Raw genomic sequence first — 14,971 nt, 5'->3', positions numbered from 1 at the left:
TTTAGTTTACAATGGCAAAATTGTATTTCGTCCAAGCACCTTGGAATCCACCACAATTTCTTGGAGATACATTCCAGCTTCCTTCATTAAAGAATGGCTGGCTCATTCCCCATAGTGCAGCAGTACTTCCTGTAAGAAGGTTAGATGCCGGAATTCCCGCTGTACCAGCTCCTATAATAGAAGTTGTAAAGCCATGAACCTGAATAGAAGCAAGGTTTGAAGCTGAAGAAAGCTCTGATCCTGTACCTTCTACTCTGATTCCAACAGGATATCCTGTTACAACAGCATTGTTTAACGTTAATTTACCATATCTTCTGATGTGGATACCATTTTCATAAGCTGCTCCTTGTCCTGCACTACCGAATTTAGCGCCTACGATCGTAAGATTATTGATCACAGGATTTGTAATCAAAGAAGTCGCTGTACCTGTTGCATTATTATCTAGCTCAATACCGTTAGAATCTGGGCTTCCCCCACTTACTGTATGTGCTGAATTGTAATCTGCTAAAGAAAGAGCACATGTAATGGTTCCAGTATATCCATTATCAAAGTCAAAATTATCATCTTCTGCAGCAAAAGAAATCAGGTTAGAAGCATTCACAGTTCCACCGAAGAATTCAAAAGAATCATCCTGACCGTAAGATACCTGGATATGATCTAAAGTAGTCCCATTTCCAACTCCTCCTAATGATAAGGCATTTACTTCATTACCAGAGTTAGCTCCTACAAAGTCATAACCAGCAAACTCAATACGTACATATTTCATTGTTCCAGCGTTATGAGAAGGGTTAGTTCCTCCGAAATAATAATCACTACCTGTTAATCCTTCAATAGTCGTTGTAAAAGGTACATTCGTAGGGGCATCACCTAAAAGGATTACACCTCCAAAATCTCCCGGAGTTGCTGTAGTATCTTCATCTCCATCTAAAAGTCTATAACTTGTAAAAACAATTGGCTGAGATTCAGTACCTGTAGCATTGATTTTACCTGTTTTAGTAATAACCAGGATTCCTGAACCTTCTCCTATTGCATTAGGTTTTGCTTTAATGAATGTTCCAGGCTGAATGGTAAGTGTTGCTCCATTTTTAACGGCTACAGTACCATCAATTTCTATGACACCGCTCCATGTTGTATTAGAAGTAATTGGCCCACTCACTTTAGTAACAGGAAGAGCAGAAGCTGTAAGATACTCAGCTGAAGTAGGTTTCATTTCAAAAGGAGTTGAAGAATCTGCTAAATGATCGTTCTGGCAAGCTGTAAGTGATAATGCAGCAGCTGCAATTAGAGTTAATCTTTTCATTGTTATAATTTTTGATAGATCCGGTTATTTATTTTTATGACCGGAAATTTTTAATATTCAGAAATATTCGCCTCCATATTTCTGCGATTTGGTTATTGTTTTCATCCTACGGATCAGGAGGAGCTGAGCAGTAAGAGTTCCCTGTTGAATCACTATATTCCGGGAAAAGGCAATAGCGGCCGGTTTTTAATTAATTCGGTACTGTTGTGCGCATCATCAGTATTATTCCAAAGTCATTTTCAGGATTCCGAAACCTGTACCTATCTATATTAAGAGCTCTTTTTATGTTTATAAAAGCTGGAGAGTTGTGTATTCAACAGCTCTGCTTTTAGCAATTATTCCAAAATCGAGAAATCATATTTTGTCCAGCTTCCCAGGAATCCGCCACAATTTCTTGGAGACACATTCCAGCTTCCTTCGTTGAAGAAAGGTTGGTTCATTCCCCATAATACGGCTATACTTCCTATAAGAAGATTAGCTGTTGGGATTCCTGCTGTACCTGAACCTGTAACAGAAGTGCTGAATCCATGTACAAGGATTGAATTCAGGTTAGAGACTGTAGAAAGCTGTGAACCTGTCCCTTCCACCCTTATTCCTGTAGGATATCCTGTTACAACAGCATTGTTTAACGTCAGCCTTCCATTTCTTCTGATATGAATTCCGTTTTCATAAACAAGTCCCTGCTCTGCGACTCCATTTCTTGCCCCAATGATGGTAATGTTGTTGATGGTAGGATTTGTAATCAAGGAAGTGGCTGTACCAGTGAAATTGTTATCTAATTCGATACCGTTAGAATCAGAACGTCCACCGCTCGTGGCATGATAGGATCGATAATCTCCTAAAGAAAGAGCACATGTAATCGTTCCCGTATATCCGTTATCAAAATCGAAATTATCATCTTCGGGAGCAAAAGAAACCAAATTAGTAGCGTTTACTGTACCTCCGAAAAATTCGAAAGAATCATCCAGACTGTAAGACACCTGAATATGATCTAATGTAGTTCCGTTCCCAACACCTCCTAATGTCAAACCATTCACTTCGTCACCAGAGTTAGCTCCTACAAAGTCATAACCGGCAAACTCGATACGTACATATTTCATAATTCCGGCATTATGAGATGGATTAGTTCCTCCAAAATAATGATCACCACTAAAACCTAATCCTTCAATAGAAGTTGTACTGGGTACATTCGTAGGAGCATCTCCCAAAAGGACTACTCCTCCAAAATCTCCAGGGCTAGCTGTTGTATCTTCATTTCCGTCCAGAAGCTTATAGCTTGTAAAAATAATGGGCTGAGATTCTGTTCCTGCTGCATTGATCTTTCCTGTCTTGGTAATTACAAGAATTCCTTTAGCAGCTGCCCAATCATAATTCGGTTTTGCTTTAATATAGGTTCCCGGAAGGATCGTTAATGTAGCTCCATTTTTAACCCTAATAATTCCATCCATTTCAATAACACCACTCCAGGTTGTATTGGAAGTGATATCTCCACTCACAGAAGTGACAGGAAGTTCAGAAACTGTAATATATTCTGCTGAAGTAGATTTCATTTCAAAAGGAGCTGGTGAATCTGCTAAGTCATCTTTTTGACAGGCTGTAAATGAGAATAATGTTATCCCGGTTAATAGTAATTTTTTCATTTTTTCTTTTGCTTTATGTGTTCAATGATTTTAAAATGTATAAATGACATTTAATCCGAATATTCTTCCACTGTAAGCACGAAATAAGATCTTATCAATATCTTTATCATATTTAGTCGTTGCTCCGGGAACCAAGGTCTGCAATTCCCGCGCAGTCTTATTTCCTGTATTGTCTGTGTGCCCTAAATAAGAATTAAAGTTGTTGTAATACTCCTTTACCGTATTGAAGATATTCCTTACATTCAGTTTTACTTCCAGATTTCTGTTTCTTAAGAGTTTATACGAGATTTGCGCATCTGCAACAGCATAAGGACGTTGGATTTCTTCTCCGTTATAAGCATATCCCACCGTTATATACTGATCTCCTTTCGCATTGTATAAAAAGTTGAAGCCCAATCTATCTCCATCATACATCAATCCTACGTTATATGCATAAGGGGTTTGCCCGTAAAGAGGCCTGTCTACTTCATAGGTTTCATCATTCTCGCCTGTTCTCGCCTGATCTTTAAAAGCGATTACCTTTGTTGTATTGTAAGTAAAATTTCCGCTGATAAAAAGCTTTTCCAGGAATGATCCTTCAGCAATAAATCCCAGATTTTTCCGTACTTCTAATTCTACTCCTTTCAGTTTTGCATTTTTTGAATTTCCGTTGAACAATGATAGGTTTCCGTCGTTTGAAATACGTCCTTCACGCTCAATAGGTCTGTCGATATCTTTGTAATACAATCCGGCAGAGAATATTTCTCCCAATCCCGGAAACCATTCAAATTTAAAATCATAATTATTGACTGTAGAAGATACCATGTGTGTATTGTAAATCATCCCATTGGCTATCGGATCAAAGTAAGGCAATCCGGTTCTCTCATTAAACTGAGGACGAATAACGGTCTTCCCATAGGCCAATCTCAGATTTATCTTATTGGTAGGACTATAAGTAAAATTGGCAGAAGGCATCCATTGCCACGGTTTATCATCGATCCCTACTTCAGCGAAATTATTGGAATCATTCTTAGATTCAATTTGCTGAAAAATAGGATCATATTGAAAATATTCTGCGCGTAATCCCCATACCAATCTGAATTTATTTTTCCAACGGTTATCAAACATCACATACATAGCATGTTGTTCAACTTTCCCTTCATATTTTCCATCATCTACATACAATGGTCTGGTCTCCCATCCGATTCCTCCGGGTGCATAATGAGAACCATCAAACCAATCAGCAAGAGATCCGTACATTTCCAAGAATTTTGGATTCGGTACATCCCTTTTCCCATCTACTCTCAATAAAAATTTCTGCTGCTGATTCGTATTGGATTTTGAAGCTCCTGCATATCCTACTTTGATATCATTTTTGAAACTTCCCTTGTCGAATCCCCATTTAAAAGAAGCTCCATAATTATAATCTGTTTCTTTGCTGGTAATATATCCTCTTGCAAAGTCACTGGCACTATTGTTAGCTACATGATAATTAAGGATCTCACGTCCTATAAATTTATATAAAGTCTTGTATTGAGTATAATCCTTTGTGTCTGATGAAACTCCTGTTCTGGCTGCAAACCAGTTGATTTCCATATTTCCAAGCTTATGACTTCCTTCCAGTTTATTCTGCAGAAACATCTGATAGACCGGATACACTATATTCTCTGTAAAAGGCTTATCTAAAGATGGAATTTTCGAAGGATCATTATTGGGAACAATTCCATGATAAAAATAATTGTATGCAGCTTCTGCAGCGGCAGGTGAACCACTTCCGTTAGTATTTTCATCCCAGCCTGTAATTCTTGTCAGTGTATTGTCGTAAATATGAGTATATGAATTACGGAATGAAATTCTGCTCTTTCCCAATTGCAATCCAAAATTTAGCATTCCTGCTACTGTAGAATTATAATTATAGGATGCTCCGGTATTTTTAAAATTATAAAAAGGCATTTTCCCGTCAGCATCAAAAGCGAAGCCTGTCGTATCCAGCCAGTTTCCCCTTCCTGTATGATCTATATCCAGCTTATTCTGTTCATTTCTGATAATGAATGCTCCTGCAAAACCCCATTTATTATTATTTTTCAGAGCATACGTTCTTCCTAATGCCAATTGCAAATTGGATCCCATATCTCCTCTGGTCTTATAATTGGTGAAGTTATCGTTCTTAAACTGACTGGATTGTTCAAAAAACATCGGATTATCCCATTTCATAGGCTGAAGCCCCTGCGGAAAATCTCTTGTTCCGTCATCATACCCAAAATAATCATATTTTCCACGCTTACGGGTAAGAAATTCTTTAAAAGCAGTCTGATCATTATAAGAAGTTCCCATACTTACGGAAGTAAAATTTTCATTAGGAATATCTTTGGTTCTTACTTCTACAAAACCTCCTGCAAAGCTGGCATTCATATCGGGTGTTGCAGATTTGCTGACGACAACGCTTTCCACCATGGCTGTAGGAATAATATCAAAAGAGAAGTTCTGATTATAGGCTTCGGTACTTGGCAGATTAATTCCGTCCATAGCCGCTGTATTCCATCGTTCTCCCATAGATCGCACAACTACATATTTATTATCTATCGTTGTGATTCCTGTTACTCTTTTCAAAGTTCCCCCCACATCATTATCAGGAGTTTTAGCAATCTGTTCCGCAGAGATTCCGTCACTCATTTGTGCAGCCTTCTTTTGCTGAGTCAATAGCCCTGCCTGAGTATCTGCTTTACGAGATGCCGTTACCACCACTTCCTTAATGTCTGTGATTTTATCCGAAGCCCTGTTCAAAGCAAAAGAAACGGCATTGGTTTCTTTATTGACGATTGATAATTTTTCTACTCTGAGAGTGTTGTATTTTGGAGCTTTTATCGTCAAATTATAAAGTCCTGAAGGAAGATCCAGAGAAAAATCTCCATTATTATCTGTCATAGCTGATCTCCCTGCAATCTGTACTTCGGCACCCACAACCGGATTTCCTACTTCATCAACGATTTTCCCTGATAAACGTCCATTTCCCGGTATGCCTGTATTTGAACTTTCATATTTTATTGAAATAAGATCTCCATGCAAACGGAAGACTACCGGAAGACCATTGGTAATGTCTTTCAGACAACTATTGATAGAGGAGTTTTCACATTTTACGCCTTTTACCTTCAGCTCTTTGATATCATATTTTGAATAGGCCAGCCTCATTCCTGTTTTTCCTGCAAATTCTTCCAAGACTTCAATTAATGGTTTGCTTGCAGGTGCAGAAAATGAAACTTTCTGAACCAATTCCTGCGCTTCTGCGGCAACAGTAAAAAATAAGGCTGCTATGGTAAAACCACATTTCAAACTTTTCATAGGTAAGTGTTCTCTTTTGATTAAGGTTATCTGATGAGTTAATGTTTTTGATGGTTATTTTTTGAGGATATAAACATTATCTTGTTTTTGAATTTCAAATCCCAGAATAAAGGCCAGGGCTTCAATATTTTCATTGACAGTTCCTCCTGTAAAATCAGCGGTAATCTTTCTGTCTCCAGCTTCTTTCGGATAATGAATTTTTGTACTGTAATTGCCTTCCAACACCGTAATAACTTCTTTTAAAGGAACATCGTTAAAACTTAAAGACAATAACTTAGGATGTTCTTTCCCTGAGGTTTTATCCATAGCGAATGAAAGAATTGCTGTGGTACGGGCAACACCAAGATTCGTCCATTTTTGATTAGGTTTCAGATAAGAAACAGGAACACCTTCAGAAGAAACGGCCACTTTTCCTTCATAAAGATCCACCGCTTTTTTCTTCCCCGATTGAGAAACTTTGAATACCGTTCCCAATACTTTCGTACTAAAACCATCTGCATGCACAATGAAAGGATGAGTTTTTGATTTTGCTACTGAAAAGAGAGCGTCCCCTTTTAAGTCAACGACTCTGGTAGATCCCGGAAATGATTTTGCCACCGTAAGTTCTGCTCCGGGTAATAAAGTCACCACAGATCCATCTTCAAGATGAACGATCCGGTTTCCAACGATAGCTTGATAAACATCCGGTTTGAAGAATGTATGATAAGTAAATACCCCACCCAATGTGAAAAGCAAAATAATGACCGCTGCAATTTTGTAAACATTCTTTTGAAGCAGAGTTCTATGTCCTATTTTTTCATAAGGAACAAAATAATGCTCAAGCCCAGCCAATACTCTTACTCTGGATTCCTGAAGATGAACCTCATCCAAATCTTTTTCTGCATGGATCTTCCATTTCTTTAAAATTTCTTTTTCTTTTTCGGAGATTTTTTCCTCCGAAACTTCACGTGTCCAAAGTCTGAAAACAAAGGCCTCGATATTTTTATAATTAAACCGTTTCATAAAATATTTCATAGTATTCACCGATACTTCTATCAATAAGACTATGAAAATGAGAAACTTCCCCAGGGTATTTTTAACATTTTGTTCATACTACCACCGGAATTCAAATATTTTTCAACCTATTTTACAATTACTAAACATTAAATTCACAATTAAGGGATATTTTCTAGAAATATTTAACCTTACCATAATTAAAGTTCACAAAAAGTTAATTTTCCTTTAGGTAATTTTGTCCCATACTATGAACCTAACAGACTCTACTTTATTAAAGAAAATAAAATCAGGCGACCGCCCTGCATTTATGCTGTTGTATGACCGATACTGGGATCATCTGTACCGTTTTGTTTTCGTTCGGACAAAGGATAAAGAAGTTTCTGAAGAGATCCTTCAGAATTTATGGATAAAGATTCTTGAGAATACGGAAATGATCCAAACGGATGAATCGGAAAGCGCAAAAGGTTATCTGTTGCGCCATTTGCATTATCGGATTCTGGACTACTACAACAGCTTTAAAAAGATACCTCCAACATTGAGTATTGATGAATTTGATATCCCTGCAGAGATCGAGATGCCAGACCATGAATATTTTGAAATTCTTGAGGAAAATGAGATCAGTGTTTTGCTATCTATGATTGATGAGGTCGTTTCACAATTGCCTGCTACTGAACAACAGGTATATGAAATGAGGATCCGAAGAAATATGTCTGTCAATGAAACCGCAGATGCTCTAGGAATAAGCAATAAAACAGTCAGCAATAAGCTAAGCAAAGCATTGGGTGAAATCCGTGATCAGCTAAGTCCCGACTATCAGTCTTCCAAAAAACTAATATCCATATTAATGCTGATGGAAATGCTCACGAAATATTGATAGTATCTCATTAAATTATAATTTTACTGTTATTTTTGTTACATTGCATCATATTATCCTATCAATACAAACACGAATATGATCTCATCGGAATATTTACCAATAATTATTTCAATAACTTTCTTTTTCACTGTCATCATTGGGTCAATCCTTGTTTTTGTAATTCTGAAAAAAAACAGAAACAAACAAAATGAACCCATCACGGAAGGCCCAGACCATACTATTAATGTACCTCTGATCGGTTCATTTATTCTAGTTAAAGGACTTTACCCTATTTCCATAGCGAACAACAGTATTTCACCGCGTCTTATACTCCATGATACTTTTGTAGAATACAAAGTTTTATTCACAAAAAAAAGAGCATACAACGAAATACAGCAAGTACATATCTTACTAGCACCATTAACCACTAATATTATTCTGGAGTTTAAAGACAGCAGAAAATCGTTTGCCGGAAATCTTAACAATAAACAAAAGCTGGCGGAGGTATTGAGAATCTTAAAACAAAAATGTCCTCTTTCTTTAAAAGCACAGCAATTCATAGAAGAAGCAGAGCAAATGTAATTTTCTTTTAAGTTCTACATCTTTTTGTATAGATAAATCTCTGAATAATAGTACAGGATCTGTTTTTATTATTTTTAGTTCACTTAAACTAAAATCATGTGGAAGAGAAAGATTCTATATTTTCTATATCCTCACATCACCAGTTGCAATAAAAGTTAATTAGTGGATTAAAACAGGTAATAAACCTTCCTTAAAGTTCTGTATTTTAAAATCTGCCAGCTCAAAATCTATACTTTTATCATTGTTGGTAAAGACGATCGTCTTCATTCCGGCAGCTTTGGCAGCTTTTAATCCGGAATGACTATCCTCAATGGCAATACAATATTCCGGCAGGATGCCTAATTGCTTCGCAGAAGTAAGGTAAACGGCAGGATGAGGTTTTCCTTTTTCTTCAAATTCCGCAGAGTGAATAGCATCAAAAAAATCGCGAACCTGAAGTTTTTCAAGAACGGCATCTGCAACCCTTATAGGAGCATTGGTTGCCAATCCAATTTTATATTCTTTATTTTTAAGGGCTTTAATAAACTCTTCTATTCCAGACATTGTACAGTTTTCAACTTGTATCAACTCAATCACTTTAGAAACAACTTCCTGTTCTACAGAAGGTATATCAAGATTTTCCCATGGAAATTTCCCATACCAGAACTCTGTAACCTCTGTTGTCGTCATATATTTGGTCTGTGAGGCAAGTTCGTCCGTTACCTGCACTCCATATGATGAAAACACTTCCCGTTCAGCTCTTGCCCAAAAACCTTCAGAGTCTACAAGAACACCATCCATGTCAAAAATTACCGCCTTTAAAGCCATATAAAAAAATAAAAATTTAAAACATGAAAATATATTACTGACTGATTTTATATACACAACGCTGTCCTCCTGAAATAATGTGGTCTACCCTTTCCACAGTATATTCAGCTCCAATCAATGATTGAAAGTTTGAAAGTTCGGCTCTGCAAAACCCCTGACATTCCGTTGCTGCAGCACAGATTGGACAATGATTTTCGATCAGAAAGTATTCCTCGCCTTCTTTTTTCCATTCTGCCATATAACCTTCTTTACTTCTCGCTTCTGCAAGGGCATCCAAACGTTTTTCTATCGTTTTTGCTTTAGAAAGAGCTTTTTCATAACGCTCATAAGTATTCTTTTCCCGATCACTAATCAAGAGATCCAGCGCATTTTCTCCTAAAAGATTTTTTACAGATTGTAAAAGCTGAACCGTTACTTCTGCATGAGTATCGGGAAACTGAGCCAAGCCTTTATCAGTAAGTGTATAATAAGTAGAAGGCCGCCCTACTCCTTCACTCTTCATGGTAGGCTCAATTAATCCGGCATCTGCAAGGTTGAGTAAATGCTTTCTCGCTCCTTCTTTTGTGATGGATAATTCTTTAGCAATCAGAAGTGAAGTCGCTTCACCTCTCATCTTTAAAAACATCAGAATGCGATCTGCTGCCGGCTTCTTCATTTGACAATGTTTAGGTTGTTTTATTTTTCAACAACAAAGATAGTCATTTTCTATAACCTTTAATTTAAATCTATAAAACATTCATTTACATCAATTTACTATAAAATTCAGCACAACCAATAAAACAACCTAAAAGTTGTTTTATTCAAATATATTACTACCTTTGTCCTACATTAATCAAAAAATAAATGCAATGAAACCATTTACACTACCTCAGTTATCCTATGCCTATGATGCTCTGGAACCGTTTATAGATAAAAATACAATGACTATTCACCATCAGCGCCATCATCAAGCTTATGTAGATAACCTGAATACTGCTTTGGAACAAACCAACGAAACAAATCCGGATCTTGATTCTCTATTACAACGAATCAGCGAATATAGTCCGGCAGTAAGAAATAATGGTGGCGGCCACTTTAATCACTCTTTATTCTGGGAAATCCTTTCTCCCAATCCTAAATTAAATCCGGAAGGAAAGCTGAAGGAGGCAATCATTTCCACATTTGGAAGTCTTGATGATCTTAAAGCAGAAATGAAAAAAGCAGGTCTTGGGCAATTCGGATCCGGATGGGTTTGGCTGTTTATAAAATTCAATGGATCCCTTGCGGTAAGTGCCACTCCAAATCAGGATAATCCTATGATGGATATTCTTCCGGTAAACAGAGGGTTCCCTATTCTTGGGATTGATGTTTGGGAACACGCCTACTACCTGGCTTACCAAAATAAAAGAGCAGATTATCTGGATTCATTTTGGTCGGTATTGGATTGGGCTTCTGTAGAGAAAAAATATGAAGAAGTACTTTCAAAAATAAGATAATGTGTGATTGCAACCCCGTTATGAATCAGGAGACTTTTATCAATAAAGCACAAGCTTCAGGCATCATTGCTCTTGACCTTTTACAATATAAACCTACTACCGAGATTGTAGAATTGGATATTAAAGATCATCTTTTTATGGGAATGATCGTTAAGGAGAAAGAGTTTAAAGAATCAATTGCTGCGGTAGATTATTCAATATATGACGGAAAAGCGGTAGGAATCATTTGCTCTACGGATGCTATCATTCCGCCATGGGCATATATGATGCTGATGGAAAAACTGGCTCCTTATGCTGTTTATGTAGATTTGAACACCGCCAAAACAGTGCTTATTGATCTTTGGAAACGCCGTCTTATCTATGCAGACCTGAAACATTATAAGGATCAGAAAGTCGTCATAAGAGCCAACTCGGATCATGATCCTTCTCTATATTTATCAGCTGCGGGACTTCTGAGACCTTTGGTTAAAAGCTTAATGTACGGAGAGATAGGTCTTCCAAAAGTAATTTTTAAAAAATAAAACAAAATGAAAGCAATCATATTCAACGGATCTTTGGAAAGAAGAGCAGAATCTACTTCCGGGCTTATTGCAGCTTATGTATCAGAACAGCTGCAAGCCCTTGGAATAAAGACAGATATTTTTACGCTCGCAGATTCAGGCATTCCTTTATTTGATGTCACTCTTACTAAAACCCCGCTGGCGGTGGAAAGGATGACCCAGATGTTTCAGGATGCAGAGCTTCATTTCTGGCTGGCTCCCCTTTATCACGGAAGCATTCCGGGGGTGATGAAAAACTGTCTCGACTGGCTTGAAGTGACGGCCAACACTTATGAACCTTATCTTACTGACAAAACCATAGGGCTGGTATGCTGGGCAGATGGTTTACAGGCTATGCAGGGAATCAATACGATGGATACCATTGCCAAATCATTACGAGCATGGCCGCTTCCCTTCAGTGTTCCGATTCTGAGAAATTCTTTATTTGATAGTGAGAATCCCAAACAGATCTCAGCATTCTATTCCGGTAAACTTGATAAGCTTATCAGCATAGCCACCACGAAGAAAATAGAAAAACTACAACTACAATAAATCATTACAATATGATAGAAACAGATATACTGATCATTGGTGCCGGCCCTGCAGGGTTATTTACAGTTTTTGAAGCCGGCCTTCTCAAAATGCGCTGCCATATCATTGATGCATTGCCACAAATGGGGGGCCAGTTATCAGAATTATATCCTAAAAAGCCCATATTCGATATTCCCGGATTTCCCAGTGTGCTTGCCGGAGATCTCATTGATAATTTATACGAACAAGTCAAACAATTTGAACCCGGTTTTACTTTCAATGAAACGGCTGTTCATCTTCTTAAACTGGAGGAAAACCTATTCGAGGTTATCACAGATAAAGGAACAAAACACAGAGCCAAAGCAGTTGTGATCGCCGGCGGTCTTGGAAGTTTTGAGCCTAAAAAACCGCCTATTGAGAATATCTCTTTATATGAAGATTGTGGTGTTAATTATTTCATCAAACGTCCGGAAGACTATGCCGGGAAACATATTGTAATTGCCGGCGGTGGTGATTCTGCATTGGACTGGACGATTCATCTTGCTGAAATAGCATCATCACTCACTTTAATTCACCGAAGAAACGAATTCCGAGGTGCTCTGGATTCTGTAGAGAAAGTAAAAAAACTGAAGCATGAAGGAAAAATCAACCTCATCACTCCTGCTGAAGTAATCGGCCTTAAAGGAGAACATACTTTACAGGAAATTGTAGTGGAAAAAGAAGGAACCATACAGACTCTTGAAACAGATTCTTTCATTCCTTTATTTGGATTGGTTCCTAAGCTTGGCCCTTTGGCAGACTGGGGACTGGAACTGGAAAAAAACGCCATCAAAGTAGATAATAGTACTGATTTCCAAACCAATATTGGCGGAGTTTATGCTGTAGGAGATATCAATACCTATCCTTATAAAATGAAACTGATTTTATGTGGATTTCATGAGGCGGCGATTGCCTGCCAAAGTATTTATCAAAGACTAAATCCTAATAAAAAGTTTGTACTAAAATATACTACCGTAAGTGGCGTGGAAGGTTTTGACGGAACTAAAAAACAAGCAGAAAAACAAGTAGTAGCAACGATTGACTAATAACCATGAAAGACGAAATAACAATCACAGTGACAGATCAGACTGGTATTCAGCATACCCTGATCTGCCCACTGGAGATGGGACTTACTTTAAAAGATATCTGTAAAGCCTATGAATTACCTATGGAAGCTATGTGTGGCGGAATGGCCATGTGTGCGACCTGTCACTGCTATATTCTGAATGGAACGGCATCATTGTCGGAAAAAAATGATGTGGAAGATGCCCTTCTTTCAGAACTCTTTACTACTAAGGAAAGCAGCAGGTTAGCATGTCAAATCTATCTGACAGCCCAAATGGACGGCCTCTCCATAGAAATTGCGGCAAATTAACAGATTTAAGATACAAGTTTGCACAGTTTATGATGTGATAAATTGTTGGAACTGTTTTAATTAAGTTTAGTAGGGATTTCTAAGACAGTACCATGTTGAAGAAGTCCCTTTTTTACAACATTTAAAAAAAAGAATATGGCAATAAAAATAACTGATGACTGTATTAACTGCGGAGCCTGTGAACCGGAATGTCCCAATTCAGCCATTTACGAAGGAGCCATCGACTGGCGCTGGCAAGATAAGACCAAACTTTCAGGAACAGTAACCTTCCCGGATGGAACTGTAGCAGATGCGGGTACTTACCATCAGGCGGTGTCTGATGAGGTGTATTATATTGTATCCGGAAAATGTACAGAATGTAAAGGATTTCATGAGGAACCTCAATGCAAAGCTGTATGTCCGGTAGACTGTTGTATTGATGATCCTGATCATCGGGAATCTGATGAAGTGCTTCTGGATCGGCAAAAATTCATGCATGAAGTTTAATATTTTTAATAGAATTAATTCTTTCAATTTATTCTGTAACAACAACTTCCCATTTTTACACTAATCGGGAAACAAAATATCAACAATAATTTAAACCCATATTATAAATTATGAAACAGATATTATTTTTTCTCGTTATGTTTCCTGTTTTATTATCAGCACAAACCGATATACCAAAACTCAAAAAGGAATATATTCAGCTCTTGGAAAAATCCAATTATGGAAATAATCCAAAAGCAGGTAAATATTATGATGTCAATGGAATTAAAATGTACTGTGAAACCTACGGAGAAGGCCAGCCCTTACTTCTCATTCATGGAAATGGAGGTTCAATTGTAGATTTTTCCAAACAGATTCCTTTTTTTTCAAAGCATTATAAAGTGATCGTTGCCGATAGCAGAGCACAAGGAAAATCAATTGATAAAGGGAGTACCCTTACTTACGAAATGATGGCTGATGATTATGCAGAGCTGCTTCAGAAAATGAAAATTGATTCTGCTTTTGTAATGGGCTGGAGTGATGGAGGAATTAACGGGCTTTTGCTCAGCATGAGACATCCCGAAAAGGTAAAAAAGCTTATTGTTACAGGAGCCAATTTAAGACCGGACTCAACAGCAGTACAAGCTGATATTTTTAATAGAGTAAGTAATAATTATACAAAATTTAAAGAAATATTTGCTGCTAAGAAGGATAAAACAGACCTGGACTATACAGTTCTCAAACTTAAAAGATTATTAAGTGAGCAGCCCAATATAGATCCTAAAGCTTTGCATACAATTAAAGTTCCCGTTCTCGTTATTGGCGGAGATTATGATGTAATAAAACCGGAGCATACTCTGGAGATTTTCAGGAATATTCCTAAAGCCAATCTGTGGATTTTACCTGATTCCGGGCATAGTACCTTGGTCGTTTATTCGGATGAATTCAATGCTAAAGCTGATATTTTTTTCAAAACAAAATTCAGAATCATTAAAGACAGAGATCGAGAGTTTTAATGATAAAGATTAACTTATCTTATAAACAACAT

The 14,971-nt window shown here is 37.3% G+C and carries 15 protein-coding genes; 9 read left to right on the top strand and 6 right to left on the bottom strand.

The window, feature by feature from the left end:
- Nucleotide 1: 1 nt before the first annotated feature.
- From GTR01_RS20985 to GTR01_RS20970, 4 genes are all read right to left on the bottom strand, one after another.
- Entirely contained in the window at nucleotides 2-1,300 is a 1,299-nt protein-coding gene (locus GTR01_RS20985; RefSeq protein WP_160139682.1) for a hypothetical protein, read from the bottom strand.
- Nucleotides 1,301-1,635: 335 nt separating this feature from the next.
- Nucleotides 1,636-2,940 carry a hypothetical protein gene (locus GTR01_RS20980; protein WP_160139681.1) on the bottom strand — a complete coding sequence of 435 codons (1,305 nt, stop codon included), beginning with the start codon at nucleotides 2,938-2,940 and terminating at the stop codon, nucleotides 1,636-1,638.
- Between the two features lie 30 nt (nucleotides 2,941-2,970).
- Nucleotides 2,971-6,258: a TonB-dependent receptor gene (locus tag GTR01_RS20975; RefSeq protein WP_160139680.1), complete on the bottom strand. Its 3,288-nt coding sequence runs from the start codon at nucleotides 6,256-6,258 to the stop codon at nucleotides 2,971-2,973.
- A 54-nt stretch (nucleotides 6,259-6,312) separates the two neighbouring features.
- Nucleotides 6,313-7,260, bottom strand: coding sequence for a FecR family protein (locus tag GTR01_RS20970; protein WP_228452303.1), 948 nt, complete (start codon nucleotides 7,258-7,260; stop codon nucleotides 6,313-6,315).
- Between the two features lie 241 nt (nucleotides 7,261-7,501).
- Between GTR01_RS20970 and GTR01_RS20965 the strand changes: the two genes are divergently transcribed.
- On the top strand, nucleotides 7,502-8,128 hold the full coding sequence (locus tag GTR01_RS20965; RefSeq protein ID WP_160139678.1) for an RNA polymerase sigma factor: 627 nt from the start codon (nucleotides 7,502-7,504) through the stop codon (nucleotides 8,126-8,128).
- A gap of 78 nt (nucleotides 8,129-8,206) precedes the next feature.
- The gene (locus GTR01_RS20960) at nucleotides 8,207-8,692 is read left to right on the top strand and encodes a hypothetical protein (RefSeq protein ID WP_160139677.1); all 486 of its coding nucleotides are present in this window, start codon (nucleotides 8,207-8,209) and stop codon (nucleotides 8,690-8,692) included.
- 159 nt (nucleotides 8,693-8,851) lie between these two features.
- Here GTR01_RS20960 and hxpB read toward each other — a convergent pair whose 3' ends face one another.
- Entirely contained in the window at nucleotides 8,852-9,499 is a 648-nt protein-coding gene (gene hxpB, locus GTR01_RS20955; RefSeq protein ID WP_160139676.1) for a hexitol phosphatase HxpB, read from the bottom strand.
- Nucleotides 9,500-9,533: 34 nt separating this feature from the next.
- Nucleotides 9,534-10,154 carry a helix-turn-helix transcriptional regulator gene (locus tag GTR01_RS20950; protein WP_160139675.1) on the bottom strand — a complete coding sequence of 207 codons (621 nt, stop codon included), beginning with the start codon at nucleotides 10,152-10,154 and terminating at the stop codon, nucleotides 9,534-9,536.
- Between the two features lie 193 nt (nucleotides 10,155-10,347).
- Here GTR01_RS20950 and GTR01_RS20945 point away from each other — a divergent pair, with 193 nt between their 5' ends.
- The 7 genes from GTR01_RS20945 (at nucleotide 10,348) to GTR01_RS20915 (ending at nucleotide 14,939) form a co-directional block, all read left to right on the top strand.
- Nucleotides 10,348-10,974, top strand: coding sequence for a superoxide dismutase (locus GTR01_RS20945; RefSeq protein ID WP_160139674.1), 627 nt, complete (start codon nucleotides 10,348-10,350; stop codon nucleotides 10,972-10,974).
- Complete coding sequence (locus GTR01_RS20940; RefSeq protein WP_228452302.1) at nucleotides 10,974-11,495, top strand: DUF2480 family protein; 522 nt, start codon at nucleotides 10,974-10,976, stop codon at nucleotides 11,493-11,495. Before GTR01_RS20945 ends, GTR01_RS20940 begins: the two co-directional genes overlap by 1 nt.
- Before the next feature lie 6 nt (nucleotides 11,496-11,501).
- Entirely contained in the window at nucleotides 11,502-12,065 is a 564-nt protein-coding gene (locus tag GTR01_RS20935; RefSeq protein WP_160139673.1) for an NADPH-dependent FMN reductase, read from the top strand.
- An 11-nt stretch (nucleotides 12,066-12,076) separates the two neighbouring features.
- The gene (locus tag GTR01_RS20930; protein ID WP_160139672.1) at nucleotides 12,077-13,129 is read left to right on the top strand and encodes an NAD(P)/FAD-dependent oxidoreductase; all 1,053 of its coding nucleotides are present in this window, start codon (nucleotides 12,077-12,079) and stop codon (nucleotides 13,127-13,129) included.
- Between the two features lie 5 nt (nucleotides 13,130-13,134).
- Complete coding sequence (locus GTR01_RS20925; RefSeq protein WP_160139671.1) at nucleotides 13,135-13,458, top strand: 2Fe-2S iron-sulfur cluster-binding protein; 324 nt, start codon at nucleotides 13,135-13,137, stop codon at nucleotides 13,456-13,458.
- 135 nt (nucleotides 13,459-13,593) lie between these two features.
- A complete protein-coding gene (locus GTR01_RS20920) occupies nucleotides 13,594-13,944 on the top strand; it encodes a 4Fe-4S dicluster domain-containing protein (RefSeq protein WP_160139670.1) in 351 nt (116 codons plus the stop codon).
- Between the two features lie 110 nt (nucleotides 13,945-14,054).
- The gene (locus tag GTR01_RS20915; protein WP_160139669.1) at nucleotides 14,055-14,939 is read left to right on the top strand and encodes an alpha/beta fold hydrolase; all 885 of its coding nucleotides are present in this window, start codon (nucleotides 14,055-14,057) and stop codon (nucleotides 14,937-14,939) included.
- The last annotated feature ends 32 nt before the right edge of the window (nucleotides 14,940-14,971 follow it).

Source organism: Chryseobacterium sp. c4a (genome assembly GCF_009900745.1).
Classification (GTDB): domain Bacteria; phylum Bacteroidota; class Bacteroidia; order Flavobacteriales; family Weeksellaceae; genus Chryseobacterium.
This window is presented reverse-complemented; position numbering and strand designations above follow the sequence as displayed.

What these genes read in the sequence shown, in the direction of transcription:
- GTR01_RS20985 (WP_160139682.1), bottom strand. Translation starts at nt 1,300, where the DNA reads ATGAAAAGATTAACTCTAATTGCAGCTGCTGCATTATCACTTACAGCT.
- GTR01_RS20980 (WP_160139681.1), bottom strand. Translation starts at nt 2,940, where the DNA reads ATGAAAAAATTACTATTAACCGGGATAACATTATTCTCATTTACAGCC.
- GTR01_RS20975 (WP_160139680.1), bottom strand. Translation starts at nt 6,258, where the DNA reads ATGAAAAGTTTGAAATGTGGTTTTACCATAGCAGCCTTATTTTTTACT.
- GTR01_RS20970 (WP_228452303.1), bottom strand. Translation starts at nt 7,260, where the DNA reads ATGAAACGGTTTAATTATAAAAATATCGAGGCCTTTGTTTTCAGACTT.
- GTR01_RS20965 (WP_160139678.1), top strand. Translation starts at nt 7,502, where the DNA reads ATGAACCTAACAGACTCTACTTTATTAAAGAAAATAAAATCAGGCGAC.
- GTR01_RS20960 (WP_160139677.1), top strand. Translation starts at nt 8,207, where the DNA reads ATGATCTCATCGGAATATTTACCAATAATTATTTCAATAACTTTCTTT.
- hxpB (WP_160139676.1), bottom strand. Translation starts at nt 9,499, where the DNA reads ATGGCTTTAAAGGCGGTAATTTTTGACATGGATGGTGTTCTTGTAGAC.
- GTR01_RS20950 (WP_160139675.1), bottom strand. Translation starts at nt 10,154, where the DNA reads ATGAAGAAGCCGGCAGCAGATCGCATTCTGATGTTTTTAAAGATGAGA.
- GTR01_RS20945 (WP_160139674.1), top strand. Translation starts at nt 10,348, where the DNA reads ATGAAACCATTTACACTACCTCAGTTATCCTATGCCTATGATGCTCTG.
- GTR01_RS20940 (WP_228452302.1), top strand. Translation starts at nt 10,974, where the DNA reads ATGTGTGATTGCAACCCCGTTATGAATCAGGAGACTTTTATCAATAAA.
- GTR01_RS20935 (WP_160139673.1), top strand. Translation starts at nt 11,502, where the DNA reads ATGAAAGCAATCATATTCAACGGATCTTTGGAAAGAAGAGCAGAATCT.
- GTR01_RS20930 (WP_160139672.1), top strand. Translation starts at nt 12,077, where the DNA reads ATGATAGAAACAGATATACTGATCATTGGTGCCGGCCCTGCAGGGTTA.
- GTR01_RS20925 (WP_160139671.1), top strand. Translation starts at nt 13,135, where the DNA reads ATGAAAGACGAAATAACAATCACAGTGACAGATCAGACTGGTATTCAG.
- GTR01_RS20920 (WP_160139670.1), top strand. Translation starts at nt 13,594, where the DNA reads ATGGCAATAAAAATAACTGATGACTGTATTAACTGCGGAGCCTGTGAA.
- GTR01_RS20915 (WP_160139669.1), top strand. Translation starts at nt 14,055, where the DNA reads ATGAAACAGATATTATTTTTTCTCGTTATGTTTCCTGTTTTATTATCA.